The sequence below is a fragment of the Kordia aestuariivivens genome (assembly GCF_014397005.1).
Classification (GTDB): domain Bacteria; phylum Bacteroidota; class Bacteroidia; order Flavobacteriales; family Flavobacteriaceae; genus Kordia; species Kordia aestuariivivens.
Map to the genome: position 1 here is coordinate 52,336 of NZ_JACGWS010000019.1, position 20,392 is coordinate 72,727.

Sequence of the window (20,392 nt, forward strand, 5' to 3'; positions counted from 1 at the left end):
TTTTAAATCATAAATATTATGGCTAGTACATTAAAAACACCAGGGGTTTACATTGAGGAAATTGTAAAATTTCCGCCTTCGGTCGCACAAGTTGAAACGGCTATTCCTGCATTTATTGGATATACAGAAAAAGCTACCAACAAAATTGAAGGAGACCTAAGTATGGTTCCAACACGAATCACATCGCTATTAGAATATGAGCGATTTTTCGGAGGAGCTAAATCAGAAACGACAATTGAAGTCAACGTTACGGACGATGTAGATGGGAATCAATCCATTGTCGTAACGCAACCAAAAAGCAAAGAACCATTTATAATGTATTATTCATTACAATTATACTTTGCAAATGGTGGTGGACCATGTTACATAACCTCCGTTGGAGATTACAGTGGTATTGTAACTGCCGTAAAATTAACAGATGGTTTAAATGAAGTAGCAAAAGTTGACGAACCAACATTGCTCTTATTTCCAGATGCAACAAGAGCTGACGGAGTGTTACCTGCTGAATTTTATGGACTATACAACGAAGCATTAGCACAATGTAACAAACTACAAGATCGATTTACGATCATTGATTCATTAAGTTACGACGGAAGTACGAGTGTAGATCAAAACGTTATAGATCTTAGAGGAGTCATAAGCTCAGAAAAAGACTTTGCAAAATATGGAGCGGTATACTATCCACACTTAGAAACCATCCTAAACTATAAAATTGATGCAGAAAGAATCATCATCAAACACATAGACAATCATGAAGCGGCCGGAGCTGCAGATGAAATCACAGGAAACTTAACGTCAATTGATGCAAGTTTCAGTGGAAAAGTAGATAGCGTCTTAGAAAACTTAGGAACATTCTTAACGGATGGTTTCTCAGGAAAACTAGCAGATGTTTTAGACTATCTATACAATGACGATTCTGATGTACCTAATGAAGGATTCAATATTGGTGATGCAGATGATAATAACAAAAACTTTGCTTCGCCAAGACCAGCAACCTTAGCTGAAAAATTAGAAGACTTATTAGATGGCTTAGAAGAAGTAATCATACTAAAAAACAAAGCAAAAGTAGAAGGTAGCGCTGCAAAATCTGCCTTAGAAGGCGAATTATCTGTGGGCGAATTAGCTACGTTGCAAACCGCAATAGATGCATTAACAGATCTATTTGAAGCAGATGATACCATTGAAGACAAATACGATGAACTTCGCAAACTAACAAACTCACTAAACACTGTAATTGCTGATGGAGGCGATGAAGCTGAAGTTGAAGGGATTGTTGAAGACAATGATTCTAACATTTTAGAAGTAGTTGAAGGTTTCCTTGATGCGACGTTTGATTACAGCACACCAGCAGATGGCGTTCCAACATTATTTGATGATGTCATTACCAACTGGGATGCTTTAAAACTTGCGATTGATACTGAAATTGTAAAAGATACCAACAACGGATCAATGCACGGTAGAAGTCTAAGTTCACTAGAAGCTGAGGACAATGCTACCTATAACAAAATAAAAACAGCGATCAATAACTTACCAATGGAATTGCCGCCAAGTAGCGCAATTGCAGGTGTATATGCACGAATAGATAGTACACGAGGCGTTTGGAAAGCACCCGCAAATGTATCATTAAACTATGTGGTAAAACCAACAGTTCGTGTCACAAACGACATTCAAGATGGTTTAAATGTAGATACAACTGCAGGAAAATCAATCAATGCAATTCGTTCCTTCACAGGAAAAGGCGTGATGGTTTGGGGAGCAAGAACACTCGCTGGAAACGACAACGAATGGCGTTATGTATCAGTACGACGCTTCTTTAACATGGTCGAAGAATCTGTGAAAAAAGCAAGTGATCAATTCGTATTTGAAGCAAATGATGCAAACACGTGGGTTCGTATCCGATCAATGATCGAAAATTTCTTAACCAATCAATGGAAAGCAGGTGCGTTAGCAGGAGCTACGACGGATGATGCATACTATGTAAAAGTTGGACTCAACCAAACAATGACAGCAGAAGATATCCTCAACGGAATTATGAATGTAGAAATCGGGATGGCAGTAGTGCGTCCAGCAGAATTCATCGTGTTGAAGTTCTCTCACAAAATGCAAGAATCATAAATAAATTTTAGTTGAAGCATGCCAAATGCCCAATAGGGCTTTCATAAAAAAAGCATAAAACAAAACATTTAAAAACATAAAATTATGTCAGCAGTATATCCATTACCAAAGTTTCACTTCCAAGTAGAATGGGGAGGAACTAAAATCGGTTTTCAAGAAGTAACTGGGTTAGATTTTGAATTCGAAAAGCTAGAATATAGAGAAGGGTCGAGTCCTGAATACAGTAAAATTAACATGCCAGGAATGATCAAATACACAGATATTGTATTAAAAAGAGGTGTCTTCAAAGGCGATAACGAATTTTACGAGTGGATGAAAACTAACAAGTTAAACACCGCAGAACGTCGTGATATCACCATCAGTCTACTAGACGAAAACCATGCACCAGTAGTAGTTTGGAAAGTGCTAAATGCTTGGGCTATGAAAATTCAATCAACGGATTTAAAAGCAGAAGCAAGCGAAGTAGCAGTGGAATCAATCACACTAGTACACGAAGGTCTAACAGTTGTAAATGAAGGATAATCCACATGGCACTTTTTGACAGTTTTAAATATCCGGTTTCGGGCTTTCACTTTGTAGTTTATTTCAATGGGCTACTGCCAAACCCTGTAGATCTGAGTTTTCAATCAGTATCTGGGTTAAGTGTTACTGTAGAAACAGAACCCTTTGCCGAAGGCGGAGAAAATAGATTTGTCCATGAAATACCAAAAGGATTAAAATTCAGTACGCTTACGCTAAAACGAGGATTAAAAAGTGCGCCTTCATCACTCACAAAATGGTGTGAAGATGCCTATGAAAGCTTTGCTTTTAAGCCATTGAATCTAATCGTAATGTTACTAAGCGAAAATCATATTCCAATAAAAACATGGAATGTGGTAGGCGCATATCCTATCAAATACGAATTAGGAGAATTCAATGCAGAAACCAATAGCATCCTCATAGAAACCTTAGAACTCAAGTATAATTATTTTAAAGCATTAATATAATGGCAATAGAAATAAAAAACTTGCGGATAAAGGTAAACGTAAATGCTCAAAAGAAAGAAGAAACGCCTGAAGTAGAAGAAGGACGGACGAACTGGACTTCTGGCGAAATCATCGACGCAGTGTCAAAAATAATGACAAATAAAAAAGAACGATAACATGGCTTTTTTAGGAGAATTAGAAAAAATGATTATATCCAAACTGGATCAAGATGGAGCACCACAAGGTGAACCAATTGAAGTATTGATCAATCCAGATGGTTACAAAGAATCATACACTGTTGAATATAACGATGATCAGCAAAACAACTCTGGTGGTCAAGCACCAAAATTTGTCAAAGTAAAACCAGGAGATTACTCTTTCAAACTACTGTTCGATTCCACAGGAATATTTGATGTGGTCGGACTCAACTTGGCAGATACACTTAGTAGCATTGCGGCAGACATTTCAGGGTTTATTCCTTTTCAAGATGATGAAGCTGAAAACAACAATATCGTAGAAGAAGTTGAAAAAATAAAAGAATTTGTAGTCTATCAAGGTGACATTCACAAACCTTATGAACTACAAATAAATTGGGGAGCTTTAGAACTCAAATGTATTCTAACAAAATTAGAAATTGACTACAAACTCTTCAATCCACAAGGATTTCCAATACGAGCACTTGCAACACTTACGTGTAAACAAAGCACAAGTGAAGTTTTACGATTAGCGAAGGAGAAAAAATCTTCTCCCGATCTCACACACATCAGAACCGTAAAAGAAGGCGATACATTGCCACTAATGGCATACAGAATCTATGGGAATTCAAAATATTACCTAGAAGTAGCCAGAGCAAACAATTTACTCAATTTCAGAAATCTAACACCAGGAACGGAACTCATATTTCCACCATTAGATAAAACACAAAGCGCATGAGTCTAGTTGCTGACATATCCACACAGGAAAACAGCTTAGTTACGTACAAAATTTTAGTTGGCGATGCCAAAACTGATGTCAGTGCGAGCTTTGGTGTAAAAACGATTACGGTACACCGTGCTTGCAATCGCATTCCGACAGCGACATTACTATTAGTAGATGGAGACGGAACCATACAAGAATTTGAAGCAAGTAATGCAGCCGAATTTGCGCCTGGAGAAAAAATAGTAATTGAAGCAGGATATGAATTTGAAGACGCACCAATATTTGAAGGAATCATCACTAAACATGCTATAAAAGCAACTGCTAAAACAAGTTACTTACTGATTGAATGTAAAGATGAAGCATTCAAAATGACGCTTGGACGCAAAAACAAAATCTTCTATGAAGTAACGGAAAGCGATGTTATAGATGAAATTATCAGTGAAAACGGTTTAAGCGGAAGCGCAGAAGCAACATCGCACATGCACAATGAAATTGTTCAATACCAAGCAACAGATTGGGATTTCATTCAATGTAGAGCACAAATCAACAATATGATGTGTTTTGTGGAAGATGGAAATATAGCTATAAAACCGCCTGAATTATCAGCGGGAAGTGTATATACAGCAACCTACGGAGACAATGTGTTTTCGTTTGAAGCCGAAATTGACGCACGAAATCAATACGATACATTTGAAGCATCATCTTGGAACTATTCTGATCAAGAAGTCATCACAAAAACAGCAGAAAATAGCGGCTTGAATTCGGCTGGAAACCTAGACTCTGGTGCATTAGCAGAAGTTGCTGGAAGCAGTAGCATTGCACTAACACATACTGGAGACATTCCTGACGAAATACTAACGTCATGGGCAGAAGGAAAAAGCATGTATCAACAATTGGCTAAAATCTGCGGAACAGTGCAAGTACAAGGAACAGAAGTAATTCTCCCAGGAACCATGATCACACTTGCAGGAATGAGCGATCGTTTCAACGGTGACGTATTTGTAAGCGGCGTACATCATACCATAACTAACGGAAACTGGACAACAACTTCAAAATTCGGATTAGATCCAGAATGGTTCTCAGAAACCTATAAAGTAAGTCAATTACCAGCTTCTGGTATGTTGCCAGCTATTAGCGGATTGCAAATCGGAGTTGTCTCTGCCTTAGAAGGCGATCCAAAAGAAGAACACAGAATACAAGTAAAATTACCCATCATAAGTCCTGAAGAAGAAGGCGTTTGGGCGCGTGTACTAAGCTTGCACGCAGGAGAAGAATACGGTGTACACTTTCTGCCAGAAATTGGAAATGAAGTATTGGTAGGCTTCCTAAATGACGATCCAAATCAAGCAATTGTATTAGGTTCCTTATTTAGCAACACAAATGTTTCTCCAATAGAATACTCAGATGATAATTTTGAAAAAGTAATCATGACAAAAAGTGAAATCAAAATCACGATGAATGATGAACTCAAAAGTATTACGCTTGATACGCCGGCAGGAAAACTGATTACACTTGACGAAGACGAAGGAATCATCAAACTAGAAGACGAAAACAGTAACATCATTATCATGGATCCAGATGGCATTACGATGGAATCTGGAAAAGATATCATCATGAAAGCTACTGGAGACATAAAAATGGAAGGTATCAATATAGAAATTGTCGCTTCCGCAGAAATCAAAGCAGAAGGCGCAACTGCCACCTTAGATGGCGCAGCAACAACAACCATAAGTGGAGGAATAGTTCAAATCAATTAAAAACAAAAAAGAACAACACAATGCCATTAGCAGCCAGAATTACAGATATGCATGTTTGTCCAATGTCAACTGGTCCAGTACCACACGTTGGCGGACCTATATTGCCACCTGGCGCACCAACAGTACTTATTGGTGGATTGCCAGCAGCAAAGGTAGGAGATATGTGTGTATGTGTAGGACCGCCAGATAGCATTGTAGCAGGTTCAGGAACCGTAATGATAGAAGGCATGCCAGCTGCGCGAATGGGCGATTCCACAGCGCATGGCGGAAGCATAGTATTAGGATGTCCAACCGTAATGATAGGAGGATAAAATATGGATTCAACAACAGCAACATACTTAGGAAAAGGTTGGGATTTCCCGCCATCATTCCTTAAAAAAAGAGGCGAAGTAAAAATCATATCTGATATAGAAGATATTGAAAAAAGCTTGCAAACGATCATTACAACACGAAGAGGCGAGCGTGTTATGCGACCATTATTTGGTTGTGATCTCACCGATAAAATCTTTGAAAATCTGAATGCGACGCAAATCAACATTATGAAAAATAGAGTTGAAGAAGCGATCATCTTATTTGAACCACGAATAGATGTGATAAAAATCGGATTAGATACACAAAATATACTTGAAGGTAAATTTTTAATCAAAGTAGAATTCATTATAAGGGCAACAAATACAAGAAGAAACATTGTATTCCCATATTACTTAACAGAAGCAACAGATATATAATCATGCAAAACGATTGCACAGAAAATACACTCATAAAGTTACGCGAAGGCACCACACAGCAAGAGCGTTACCTTGCTTTGCTCGATCCTGAGAATGTAAAACTCATGGGATTTGAAGTAAAGGATTGGATGAACTTTGCAGAAGAATTTTCAAAGCATGTACGATTATTTAGCAATAAAGACTACAAAATCCCTAACGGAACATGGGAACCATTTCACAATGCTTCTGAGGAAATCAAAGAAGTAATTGAAACCTATAACGAAGGAGATATTACGCCACAATTGACATTATTTATAGCGTTCTTAAAACTGCTAAACGAAAGTAAAGAGCGATTCAATCGCATTACAAAACGTCATCTCGATTTCTATTACAAAGAAGTATTACAACTCAAGAAAAATGATGAAAAAGCAGATCATGCGTACATTATATTTGAATTAGCTAAAAATGCAAATCAACAATTCTTAAGCGATGAAACCTTAGTAAAAGCTGGAAAAGACAGCGAAGGAAACGCCATTCATTACAAGCTTGAAGAGGAAATTGCGATCAACAAAGCAAAAGTTTCAGCACTAAAAAACACATACGCATATCCAGCAATCTCTAACTGGCATGCTTCAAGCATTGCAAACTCTGGTGACGGCGAAGGTGGCGAAATTGAAAATGAAGGAACTTCTTGGTTGCCTTTCGGCGATATGGAACGCAATCTTGCCAAAAAAGGATTCTCGGTAAGTGCACCATCATTACTCTTAACAGAAGGCGAGCGAAGCATTACACTCGCAGCTTCTTACACTTCATTAGCAACAGGTGAAGACATAAAATCACTCATTACTGTAGAACATACAGGTGAAAAAGGTTGGGTAAGCTTAGCAGCAACAGCAATTACAAGTGCGGATGTAGAAAATAACATACTTACCATTGAACTGAAATTTAGTGAAGATGATGACAAAGTTGTCGCGTACGATGCTGAAATTCACGAAGGAAAATACGATACAGAACATCCAATAGTTCGGGTGCTTTTTACACCTGAAAACAAAACAATTAGCGCATACGATACCTATTTATTAATCGCGAATGCGGAACTAACTAAAATAGACATTACCACAACGGGGGTTTATACAGAAGGTCTTTCGATTAGAAATGATTTAGGGAAAATAAAAACAGACAATCCATTCTTTCCTTTTGGACCTTTAGCAAAAAAACGCGCAAACTTGAAAATTTCTGCTGATGAATGGATTGGAAAAACCATTACAGATATAGAAGTTTCTTTAAATTGGAAAGATCAACCCGATAATTTTGAAACACATTACCAACATTACATTTCAGAATATCTTAACATAAAACCACCAGCTACTTTCAAAACAATTTTTGATGGCAATGGCAGCAAAACGAAGCTAGTTACTGGAAAAAATGGACAAAAACGCTTTAGAGCACTTTCAAGCTATATTGGAAACTTCAAAACAGTTACACAAAGTGTTGCGGATGCTGTTGCTGATGAGGTAGATGCTGCGGATGAATTACCACCACAGTATTCTCGTGAAGAAAAAAGAACTAGAAAAGGCAAAAAAAGAAAGGGAAGAACGCAAGACGGTAAACGTACGTACAGACAAGATGAATTGCAAGATTTATATTATGATCATTCTGATAGCGCACAACAAGCGGCTCAAGATGCGCAGGCTCAAGTTGACACTTCAGCGAACACAACTGATTCAGGAATACATCCAGGAGTCGTTCCAGAAGATCAACAACTATTTTTTGGAAATGCAACTGTAACATTCAAGCATTTTTTACCGCCATCAACAAGTTATGTGCCAAAAGTAACGGACGATTATTTCATTCAACTATCCTTACAAAATAACTTTTTGCATGACGCTTACGCTAAAATTTACACGTATTACGCGCTCAACGAATTGGCATTGCCAAACACTGCGTATGCACCAGTTGCAGAAAACCTAAAAGTAACTGTGACCACTTCTGAAAGTGTTTCAAGAACAAGCAAGCAAGTTGCGCTATATCATGAACATCCATTCGGAATAAAAAAAGTAAATCGTGCCAATCTTGCATTAGTGCCAACACCTGAAGATGGAGGACAACTCTACATTGGTATTGAACAAGCAATTGCAGATCAAAACATTCAATTACTATGTCAAATAGAAGAAGGTTCTGAAAACCCGGATGCCATTGAAGCGTACGGATTAGCAACCGTGACATGGCAATATTTATATAACAATACATGGTATAATTTAAAACCATCCTATTTACTCAAAGACCAAACCGACAACTTTTTAAAAGCAGGATTGGTAGCCTTTACGGTTCCGAAGGAATTTGGAAACAATACACTTTTTGCAGAAGATTACTTATGGATTCGAGGCACCATCTCGAAAACGTATGACACAGTTTCAAAATTTACCAACGTTCACGCGCAAGGCGTAGAAGTCAAATTTTTAAATGACGAAAACACGCTGGAACATCTTGAAAACGGAATGCCAGCAGAAACAATATCCAAACTAGAAGACCGCTTAGCAACCGTAAAAAAAGTAACGCAACCTTATGCTTCTTTTGATGGTTTTCCAAAGGAAAGCGACTTGGATTTTTACAGAAGAGTTAGCGAACGATTACGTCATAAAAACAGAGCCATAACTCTGTGGGATTATGAACATCTCGTACTGCAAGAGTTTACCTATTTGCACAAAATAAAATGTTTAAATCACAGCACTAGCACAAGTTTTAAAGCACCAGGAGAAGTATTAATGGTTGCAATTCCAAACATTGTTGATCAAAATGTATACGACATTTACAAGCCAAAATTGAGTCAAACCAAACTAAACGCTATTGAAACGTTTATCAACAAACTTAACACATTGCATGTAAACGCAAAAGTAATTTCGCCTGTATACGAACCTGTAACAATTACACTAGAAGCAAGATTTAATGAAGGATTAGACGCAAACTTTTACGAAAAACAATTACAACAAGACATTGCACAATATTTATCGCCATGGGCTTTTGACAAAAATCAACCGATTCCTTTTGGAAACGCAATGTACGCAAGTGAAGTTATTTTTTACATCGAAAATTTAGACTATGTAGACTATATAAAAGATTTCAAAATGTTGCATGATGGTGGAGAAGAAGATGAAATCATTCCAACCGATCAAAAAAGTATTTTAACCTCAGTATTGCCCGAATCGCATACTGTAACCGCAATAACACGCACACTATGTCAATCTTAGATGAACATATCACCATACCGAGCAATGTAAGCTATAAAGACGACCTGGATTTTCAATATCTAAGAGACGCAGGACAGCAATACATTGAAGATCTCAGTCGAAAAATCTGGACAGATTACAACATTCATGATCCAGGAATTACGATCATGGAATTGCTTTGCTATGCGATTACTGATTTAGGATTACGCATTGATCAACCTATTGAAAACTTAGTAGCTTCTCCAGAAAACAACTTTGAGAAGATGCACGAACAGTTCAAATCTGCAAAAAATATATTGACGTGTAGACCTGTAACCGCTATCGATTACAGAAAACTTTTCATAGACATCAAAGGTGTAAAAAACTGCTGGTTAGCTATTCATCAATTACCGCTATATGCAGAATGTAGCATAACGCATCCTAAAGTAAGCTTTCAACCATTTACAAATTCTGAACATCCAACAGAAACTTTGAAAATCAAAGGATTATACACAGTATATGTTGATTTTGATGATGATGAGGAATATGTAGAAGAAGACATTATTGCGGAAATTTTTACAAAATATCACGAAAACAGAAACCTCTGTGAAGACTTAGTTGAGGTTAAAAAAATACAAAAACAATGCATTCGTGTCTGTACGCAAATTCAATTAGAAAACGGCGCAAACGAAGAAAAAGTACATGCAACCATTCAATTTGAAGTTGGACAATATCTATCACCAAGTGTACGTGCAAACTCGCTTACGGAAATGTTGGATAAAGGACTTTCGTCAGATGAAATATTTGAAGGTCCAATTTTAGAAAATGGATTCTTAACGCCGGAAGAATTACAAAAATCAGAGCTTCGCAAAGATGTACGTTTGTCAGATATCATGAACATTATCATGAAAATTGACGGTGTAAAACTCATTGAAGATATCAGCATTGACAACTGTCCGCCAAAAACCAGTGGAGATACAGATTGCAATCAAAACATAAGCGCAAAAAGCGATCCTTGGATTATTTGCATAGAAGAAAATCATTTGCCAGAACTTTGCGATCAAAGCACGTTTAAATACAAAAAAGGCTTCTTACCAGTTGGGTTAAACGAAGAAATGGTTGATCAATACACGGAGGAATTAGAAGCTTCTGACAAGGCAAGTCAGGAAAAATCGTTTGACGATTTACCAATGCCTTTAGGAACGTACACCGAAATAAAATACAATACCGTACAACATCACTTGCCAGAAAACTATGGAATCTCTAAATACGGATTGTCCAATTACGTTTCTGACGAGCGAAAAGTAAAAGCAAAGCAATTGCAAGGATATTTATTATTCTTTGATCAAGTATTAAGCACGTATTTCTCACATTTAGAGCATACAAAAACATTGTTATCCGCAGATGAAACCTTACAACAAACGTATTTTTTCAAAGCGGTAGAAGGCATCAATGGTATTGAAGATTTAATTTCAAGCTATCCAAACTACAAAGAAAATGTAGAAAACATCATTGACAAACTAGAAGATTTCAATGCGAGAAGAAACGAACTATTAGATCATTTAATTGCGCGTTTTGCAGAAGTATTTGAAGATTATACCAATACGATGTACAAACTCTTTGGAACGGCTAAAAACAGTGTTGAAAACAACATCATTAAAACGAAAAACAAATTCATCAAAGAATATGATACCATAAGCTCAGAACGTGGATTGGCTTTCAATTACAGACAATCTCCACATTGGGATACCAACAATGTATCAGGTTTTCAAAAACGAATCGCACTCTTATCTGGTTTAGACGATTATTCGCGTCGTGACTTATTCAACGATAACATTACCATAGAAACGCTAAAGCGTGTGACTATAAAAGACGGTGTGCACATTGAATATCGTTGGCAAATAAAAAGTGATGATAAAGTATACCTATCATCGCAAAAAGATTTTGTGTCAAAACAAAAGGCAATCAATGAATTGCTAGAAGTATTAAAATTGGCTACCAATCATGACAACTATGTATTGCGCCGAACGGAAACAGCTTCCAGACGCTACTACATTGCCTTGGTAAATGAAGATGGAGACATCATTGGAAGACAGTACAATCATTACTACGCAACAAGAGAAACAGCGGAAATAAAACGATTGGAAACCATAGCATTCATTGACGATTTACTATTTGATGAAGGTTTCTATCTCATTGAAAACATACTGACATTACCATATCATACCAAAGATATGGGAGAATTAAACGATTGTTTGCCACTATGTATTGATGATGGCTGTAACAGTTGTATCGACATAGATCCGTTTTCGTATCAAGTAACGATCATATTTCCAGGATACACGGCACGGTTTTCAAACATAGATTTTAGAATCTTTATGGAAGACCTAATCAGAAGAGAATTGCCAGCGCACATTCAACCACGAATTTGTTGGGTTGGACACATTGATGGCGCCTTGACACAAGTCATAAAAACGCCCATAATTGAGAATGAGAGTGATGGCATATCCAACATGGTAATTTCTGACGGATTGGTTACAGATGAAGCGCCTGTATTTAGAGTAAGTGAAGCATTGGCAGATGAAAACTTTACCTATGAAATTATAGACAATGATGAACTGTATGACATGAAACACATACAAAAAAACTGGAAAGCATTTCTAAAATCAAAAGCTAGAAAAGCTGGCGGTTATATGGCTTCACACAAAGCCACCAAAGAATTACTATGTTCAATGAACCAAATGAATACCATATATGCAACAGGAACATTACACGATTGTAATGATGATGAAGGAGAAAACAAAAACAGAATCATACTAAACAGAAGCGCACTTGGATCGCTTTAACAAAGCATTACAAGTTGTGAGTGAAACTAAATATATAATTAAGAGATACGAAACGTCACTTTGAGTATCATTGAGATCAACATATATTTTGATTGAAGATACTTAGTGAAGTTAAAGTGAAACAAACGAGTATCGAGAAGTAATTTGAAAATTAAATACGAAAATGGAAAGTTATTAGTAGCAAGTTAAAAGTTTATGAGTTAAAAGTTAATATGTATTGACAACTAACCAAGAGCGTAGCGACCTAAAAGCTAAAAGCGCAGCAGCCCAATAACCAACATTTAAAAAAATAAATACAGATGAAAACAATAGAGAAAAGAGAACCGTATTTACATATTTTAAACACACGTGGTAATATTTATGAAGAATTTTTACCAGATCAGGTTTTAACACACAAAAATCTAAATAAAGTTGTAAATTACTTCGAAGATCAAGATCGATTAAGTCGCATCTACTTAATTGGTGTTGGAATAGGTTGTGGTATCAACATTGTTTCATACTCAAACGCACATATAGAAATTGGTCAAGGTGTAGGAATTACAACCGATGGCGACATAATAAAAACAGAAACACGTAGATTTCAATACTATTCGGAACTGACTGATAGAGCGGCTTACGCTTTATTTGATGGGAGAGAGGTATATGAAATTTACGAACAAGAGGGAGCGGGGCGTCTTCAGGACGAGCTTCCGCTCACCTCTTTTAATAGTAATGAAACTGGTACGCTCAAAGATTACATTGTCATAGCGTATGTAGAAAATTATTCAGAAGACGAAGGATTGTGTGGTGGTTCTGGTTGTGACGAAACTGGAAACAAAATATACAGCAACCTTAAATTCTTACTCACACACAAAAACAATTATTCGGCACTCATTTCAGATGATACCATTTACAGAAGTCATGACGTACTACGCTACTATGATACGCTTCCAGAATTGTGCATGCCACGTTTGCTACTAACAAAAACGAACACAACATCAGGAATCTCTATTCACGATCAATTCAAGAATAGTTTTACCTTAAAAACTGAACTATATACTGGAATTACTACGATTATCAATCGCTTTAGCCATCGTATTAACTTTGCTAAATTTGGTGTAAACATTCCGCAAATCACAGCGTATTTTGATGATATCTTTACCGTACAACAAGAACAATTCATTCAATACAAATACGATTTATTAAAAGATTTAATTGATACCTATCGTGAAATTCGCGAACTCATCTTACACACACGTTTTGAATGTGTTCCAACGGTAAATGCCTTTCCAAAGCACTTACTTTTAGGAACTTTAGAAGAACAAACGCGTTTGCAAACACGACACAATTTCTATCCGTCACCAACGGTTTCAAAAAATGACGAAAACTTAATGTCTATCAGAGCATTATGTATCAAATTTTTCAATCAACTAAAAGAATACAAAATACCAAACGTAGCTACGACGGCAATCAAAATAACGCCATCCAAAAGTTATGAGTTTAAACTCAGCGAGCGTTCCATTCCGTATTACTATGAAACAAAAAATTCGTTAATCACAAACTGGAATCCAATCTCGATTCAACAGCGAAAGCCAAAAAATCAATTGGGATATCACGTTTCCAACTTGCGAAACATTCCTTGCATTCAAGAACCTTTAAAATACAGTCATTTAGACAAAGATTTCTATCGAATAGAAGGACATCTTGGAAAAGATTTTCGCTTAGCACTCAAAAAAATAAACAGCTTAAAAGCCACATACAATCTAGCGTTTGATGTAAAAACCATCAGCATCGGATTTCCTGTAAACAAAATTACGCTTGACGATGATACATGCGACACAAAAGACTATTCAATCCTTCTAAAAAATTGGGAAAGAGAATTTTGCTGTACCGCAGATAGCGCAACGGAATTCTTTCAACAGTACCAATTTGATGCATTAGGCGACAACGATACCAGTACTGCTGTCTATACGGTTGCGACGCAACAACCACAACAAGTTTTAGAATTACTTAGAAAAGAAAGAACAGAAAATACAGATGCTGAAAAAATCACTACGAAAGCTTTAAATATAAATACTTCCGCAGAAAGTGCTCAGGCTGAAGCCAGATACGCAACCTCTATACAATATGCTATGGATCAAGCGTATATAAACGCTGGAACGCAAAATGTTCCTGCGGGTTACTTAGCTGTCATAGCACTCGGAATCATTGATCAAACGTTAGGAACTGTTGACAGAGACGAAGATTACTTCTTTTACACGGAATCAGCAGTGAAAATAGTAGCAGGTTTGGCGGAAATAAAAAGATACTTCTTGCAATCGTTAAATGAAATCTATATTACAGAAAAATGGACAGCACTTAACAACGCCATTGATCAATTATGTACAGACGTAGACCAAGTATTATTTGCAATATCCGAAGCTGGAGAAAATTCAGTTTTCGGTAGTAATACACATGATAAAATGTATGAATATTTTATCTATGACTTATCAAAAATATGCTGTTTAAAAGGAAGACTCAGTTGGTTAAAAGAACAAATTGATGAAATCCGAACAAACTTATACAAAGAATTAATCTTATCAAGACTCATTGAATTCCATCCAGGAGCTGAGCACATGGCTGGTGTACCTAAAGGAGGTACTTTCTTAATGGTATATATTGGTGGAACAGAAAGCGTCTTAGATGATGGAGAAACAGTAGAACGCCAATTTAATGGACAAGTACAATTTGACTTTGCATTGCCGTATATGTGTTGTTCCGATTGCCCGCCAGAAACCATTGTATTCAATAGTCCGGTAGCAGAAGCAACCTTATCTATAGCGCGAACAAAATACTGTTTGCCAACAGATGATGGACTAGAAGATTTCATCACTGGATCAACGGGAGATATTGTAACATCTCCGCAAGGCGATACATTTATTGTACCAACAGATACTGGCTATGCATTTGATCCGTCTGGAGTACCAGATGAATTATTGGGTGAAGTCTTAACATTCTTAGTCAATGGAGATGTGCCAACAATTCCTGTTGAAATATGTGTATTCAAATATCCATCAGACGTGACGGCTTCGTACGAATTCTCATCATGGAGTGATGAAGGAATATTTATAAATTTGAATGTAACGCATGAATTTGATACACTTTCATACTTTAGCTATGCATGGGTTCGTGAAGATGGGACAGAAATAGGAACTGAAAAAGATATAGTAGATGCATTTTTTGCAAATCCTGAAAATTCATTTGTAGAAGGATTAAAATTAACTATTGCAGTTGCAGCATATCCGCTTGGATGTACTGATTCTTATGACATTCCTGTTGATGAAACACGACCAGAAGACAACGATGTTGTTGTTCCAGAAATAATATGTCATAATTTACAAGATACCTCTCCAGCTTGGGTTCCTGTTATCGTAACACCTGCCGGAGCAACCTTAACATCGCCTCAAGAACCAATTGATGCAGATAGTTTTATAGAACTAAATGATGCTGGAGAATATTTCATAAACCCAGTAAAAGTGCCTGACGCTTTAGTAGGTGAACAAATAACATTTGTTGTCAATGGAGATCCAATACCAGTAGCACCAAATAAATTTACACAAATTGGCAGATTACCAGCAACTATAAACATTGACGAAAATGGAGAAGCTATACAACCTTATGAAGTTATCAGTTGGACAGATGAAGGTGTAAAAGTGAATTTAATAGCATCACATGCCTATAATGATGAAACATACATTGAATACAGATGGACCAATAGTGAAACGAATGAAGAAGTTGGAACAACCCGATTGGTATCGGAAGTTTTAATTCTAGGACCAGATGCAATTGCAGCGGCTAATTTCAGCGTAGCAATGCGCGTGATTGGTTTAGAAGATTCTTGCAACACATCATTCAATATAGATATTAGCATACCAAGACCGACGCTTGACATTCCAATTGGGCTTTGTTCTCCAGAATCTATAGTACTAGAAGTAGGACCAAATGATGTTGTAACTACATCAGCATCGGATAACCTAATTCAAAACATTTCTGATACAGTTACTTTTGAATCGGGATTACTAGCCAACTCTGAAGTAGGACTACCAATAGATGTATTCTTAAATGGTGCACTTGCAGCAACAACTACAATCTATAAAGTTCCTTCAAGTGAAAACATAAGAGCGAATGACGAATTGGTAGGTTGGGAAGGTGATAATGTCATTATAAACTTAGTGGCAGACCCAAGAGTTCCAGGAGTAACGAATCCAGAAAATTATTTAGACGTAAAATGGTTTGATAATGATGGAAACCCTATTGCTACAGATGACTTAGCAGGATATACGATCGCTTCAGATGGCGGAGTTGTAAATACTGTATTCTCTGTAACTGTATGTGTAAAATCTGATCTTGGTGTCTTAATTCCATGTGAAAGTAGTATTGATGTAACCATAAGTCATACACGCCCAACAATTGATATTTTAGACTTTCCAGAAACGATCTGTTTCAAAGAAGGCGATGATGCTTTTACAATTCCTATAGTAATTTCAACACCAGGATTTGAAGTAACATCACCACAAGAAGCAGCAGATGCACAATTCCTTGAAGGTGCCATAGATAGCCAAGAATTCAATCCATTTGCAATTATTGATACTGCACTATTTAGTCAAGGAATTGAGTTGCAAGTAGAAGGAGTAACTGAGATAGTAACAAAAGTATTCAAGCTACCAGCTGATAGTTCTATCGCACATAATGTAGGTGGTTCACAATGGTTAACAGAAGGCTATGAGTTTGAAATAACACATGATTTAAGTGATGAAAACTATTTTCAATATACTGTAGTTACTGAACCAGATGGACAGTTATTAACGCAAGTTCCTGGAAATCCAAGAGTATTTAGAATACCAGCTGATGTTTCAGTAAATCAAAGAGTAACGATTACTATCAATGTTGATGGTGTTGATTGCTTCAGTAGTGAAATTATAACAATCACATCTACGCGTCCAGTGCCAGAGCCAACATTACCAACAACTTTTGACTTGGAGGACGCATACTGTTGGGTAGATGGATCACCAGATCTTATAATTCCAGTATCAGTTTCGCCAACTGATTTTGCAATTACTTCACCACAAGGAGACGTATTTATTCAAGATGATGGTAGTAGTTACAGATTTGTTTTATCGAATATTCCAAACACAGTATTAGGGAATGTGATTGATTTTCAAATAGATGGGAATACAATAGATTCGACAAGAGTGTTTAAAATTCCAAAATCAGAAACAATTTTGCACGATGAAGTCAACTCACAATTTATTCCTGGAGGGTATCAATTTACATTCAGACATGATTATGATGAGCATAATTACTTCAGTTATAATGTAGTAAGTGAAAGAACAGGACAAGTGTTAACTCCTGTAGTTGGAAGCGCTGATATATTCAGAATTGAAGCTGGAAATGTTGTAAGTGAACGATTTGAAGTAATAGTATTTGTAAACGGATTGGATTGTTCATCAGAACCAACACAAGTAACGGTTACAGCTATTGACCCAACAGATCCAACTGGACCAACAGATCCAACTGGACCAACAGATCCAACTGGACCAATTATTATAACAAATCCAATAGATCCAACCGGACCTACAAGTCCCTTAGGAAGAATGGAAGATTTGGTATGTACTACGCCTTATACGGACAGACTTAATATTTTAGGTGTTAACGTTGAATTAAATAGATTAAATACTGAATTTACAGGAAAACCGTATGAAAATTCCATAAAAACAGATGTATTAAATCCATTGGTGTCAGCGATTTCAATAGTTAATAGATCGCAAGATCTTAACAGAGACAGCGTCGAAATAATCGGTCAAATTAATACAATACGAACAGAATTAGAAAATAGATTTTTGAAAAACTCAAATATAGGAGAAACTGATAAAAACCTATTTTTGAATGTTGATGAAGTATTAGAAATCATGTCTTTAGAACTTTTACGTTGTATTGATAACGATAGAGCATCTTCACTGATGACAAGTATTACGAACACATCAACGATTAGAAATGCTGATTATGGCGATGGTGGATCAAGAACACAAATTACGGATGCTTATCTAGATACTTTTGGTGATAAAAACGAAGCAATTAGAAACCCTCTGAATACTACTTTTTCTACTAGAACTAGATAAATAATTCATGCATATAATTCACGACATAGGATTTGAAGTAGCTGTCAATCATAATGATCAGCAGGTTTCTTGGGAACAATACTATGCCGATTTTTTAAAAGATAAACTATTGCCACGTGTGGAAAATCTATGTGATGATTGGAGCAAAAAACATCCAAATACAAAATGTACCATTGATTCCATAGATGTCAATGTTGAGGTAGATGGTTTAAATCTTGAAGAATTACAAAAAGAAATCATTCAACAAATCAATCGACAATTCATAAGCATTCAGTCAGATGGAAGCACAAATGATGGAAATATAAAAGCAGTACTAACCCGAAAAATGGCTGCGTTTGATGCCTTACGCATGTATTTATCAAACGGAATATTACCTGCGGAAGTTCCCATAAAAACCTTTAAAGAATGGTTGAGCACTATTACGGAGTTCAATTCGACAGAAAAAGAAGCACTAAACACGCTATTTGCAGAATCAACGGATACTATTGAACGTATGTTGTCGCTGCTACGGAATGATTACACAGCGTTTTCAGGACTCATTAATACCAAACAACAAATAACATCACAATATGTAAAGCTAGAAGCTTCATTCTTTAAACAATTTCTGAAAGCCGTTTGTAACGGTTTTCATCTTGAATATACAGATGAAAACGCCAATATATGGTACAGAACACTTGAAACCAGTAATTCGGTAACACAATTTTCAAAAACGTTCTTACTACTATTAGCACCAAAAATACAAGCAGAAGGAAAACGACTGACCAATAGCAATGAACGTTATCTATCTATCGCGTTTTTACAAGCCATTGTACAATACGAGCTAGGAAAAGTGCTAACGATTCCTGTGTCAAAAATCGGAACTGTTGTGAATGATGCAAATAGCATAAAGGAAAACGAGGCAAAAAACAATTTAGCAACCAAGAAAACTTCCAAAACAGCAACTTCTGAAACTGAAAAAACGGCATCAGAAGCGAAAATTCGGAAAGATAAAACGGATCATACTGTTTCTAAAGTTGAAAAAAGTACTGACCAAGAGCAGCATCAAACTAACGAAAAAGTTGTTGGAAACAACGAAAAGGAAGTACAACAAACTACCACCGAAATTGCAAGCATACAAGGGAAAACTACGGATGTTGAAGAAAATGCTGCCAAAAATGATTCAGAGTCATCTCTAGCGAAAGCGAAAACAAACGCAAACGCAAAAACAAAAGCGAAAAAAGGAATTGAAGGCGAAGTAGGATTAACTACAGAGAAATCTGGATTAATCTTGTTGCATCCATTCTTAACAACATTCTTAAAAGGCGCAGATTTAGTAACAGAAGCTAACGAAATCAAAAATGTAGACAAAGCTTGTATGTTGCTGCATTATTTGGCAACAGAAACCGAAGAAGTAACTGATGTAGAATTGCCATTAGAAAAAATACTCTTAGGAATTCCGATGGAAACAATCATTGATTATCAAATTCCATTAACTGATGAAGACAAAGCGCTTTGTGACGAATTATTACAAGCGGTTTTAGAACATTGGGTTGCATTGAAAAAAAGTACCATCAATACGTTGCGAGATATGTTTTTGAAGCGTGACGGACACATCATAATCACAGATGAAAGCATCAAGTTAAAAGTAGAACACTTGGCGCAAGACATTTTATTAGATAAAGTACCGTGGAATATTCACCTATTCCGATTAAAATGGATGGAAAAAATGGTTCATGTCGAATGGTAAACTAAAACTTTAGGA

Annotated in this window: 12 protein-coding genes; all 12 read left to right on the plus strand. The window is 36.5% G+C overall.

Features of this window, described 5'->3' with window-relative positions:
• Positions 1–18: 18 nt before the first annotated feature.
• The 12 genes from H2O64_RS22075 to H2O64_RS22130 all read left to right on the plus strand — a co-directional run bounded on the left by H2O64_RS22075 (position 19) and on the right by H2O64_RS22130 (position 20,377).
• Positions 19–2,115 (plus strand): phage tail sheath C-terminal domain-containing protein, encoded by a 2,097-nt coding sequence (locus H2O64_RS22075; RefSeq protein ID WP_187564413.1) that lies wholly within the window; start codon positions 19–21, stop codon positions 2,113–2,115.
• Positions 2,116–2,199: 84 nt separating this feature from the next.
• Positions 2,200–2,637 carry a phage tail protein gene (locus H2O64_RS22080; protein WP_187564414.1) on the plus strand — a complete coding sequence of 146 codons (438 nt, stop codon included), beginning with the start codon at positions 2,200–2,202 and terminating at the stop codon, positions 2,635–2,637.
• 5 nt (positions 2,638–2,642) lie between these two features.
• Positions 2,643–3,101 (plus strand): phage tail protein, encoded by a 459-nt coding sequence (locus H2O64_RS22085; protein ID WP_187564415.1) that lies wholly within the window; start codon positions 2,643–2,645, stop codon positions 3,099–3,101.
• Entirely contained in the window at positions 3,101–3,256 is a 156-nt protein-coding gene (locus H2O64_RS22090; RefSeq protein WP_187564416.1) for a hypothetical protein, read from the plus strand. Before H2O64_RS22085 ends, H2O64_RS22090 begins: the two co-directional genes overlap by 1 nt.
• A gap of 1 nt (position 3,257) precedes the next feature.
• A complete protein-coding gene (locus tag H2O64_RS22095) occupies positions 3,258–4,013 on the plus strand; it encodes a CIS tube protein (protein ID WP_187564417.1) in 756 nt (251 codons plus the stop codon).
• Positions 4,010–5,755 carry a type VI secretion system tip protein VgrG gene (gene vgrG, locus H2O64_RS22100; RefSeq protein WP_187564418.1) on the plus strand — a complete coding sequence of 582 codons (1,746 nt, stop codon included), beginning with the start codon at positions 4,010–4,012 and terminating at the stop codon, positions 5,753–5,755. The genes H2O64_RS22095 and vgrG overlap by 4 nt, the downstream gene beginning before the upstream one ends.
• Before the next feature lie 20 nt (positions 5,756–5,775).
• Positions 5,776–6,066: a PAAR domain-containing protein gene (locus H2O64_RS22105; RefSeq protein WP_187564419.1), complete on the plus strand. Its 291-nt coding sequence runs from the start codon at positions 5,776–5,778 to the stop codon at positions 6,064–6,066.
• Positions 6,067–6,069: 3 nt separating this feature from the next.
• Positions 6,070–6,483 carry a GPW/gp25 family protein gene (locus H2O64_RS22110; RefSeq protein ID WP_187564420.1) on the plus strand — a complete coding sequence of 138 codons (414 nt, stop codon included), beginning with the start codon at positions 6,070–6,072 and terminating at the stop codon, positions 6,481–6,483.
• A 2-nt stretch (positions 6,484–6,485) separates the two neighbouring features.
• Positions 6,486–9,710, plus strand: coding sequence for a baseplate J/gp47 family protein (locus tag H2O64_RS22115; RefSeq protein WP_187564421.1), 3,225 nt, complete (start codon positions 6,486–6,488; stop codon positions 9,708–9,710).
• Positions 9,698–12,514, plus strand: a complete 2,817-nt coding sequence (locus tag H2O64_RS22120) for a hypothetical protein (protein ID WP_187564422.1) — start codon at positions 9,698–9,700, stop codon at positions 12,512–12,514. The genes H2O64_RS22115 and H2O64_RS22120 overlap by 13 nt, the downstream gene beginning before the upstream one ends.
• Positions 12,515–12,813: 299 nt before the next feature.
• Positions 12,814–18,651 (plus strand): hypothetical protein, encoded by a 5,838-nt coding sequence (locus tag H2O64_RS22125; protein WP_187564443.1) that lies wholly within the window; start codon positions 12,814–12,816, stop codon positions 18,649–18,651.
• Between the two features lie 7 nt (positions 18,652–18,658).
• Positions 18,659–20,377 carry a contractile injection system tape measure protein gene (locus H2O64_RS22130; RefSeq protein ID WP_187564423.1) on the plus strand — a complete coding sequence of 573 codons (1,719 nt, stop codon included), beginning with the start codon at positions 18,659–18,661 and terminating at the stop codon, positions 20,375–20,377.
• Positions 20,378–20,392 lie beyond the last annotated feature (15 nt).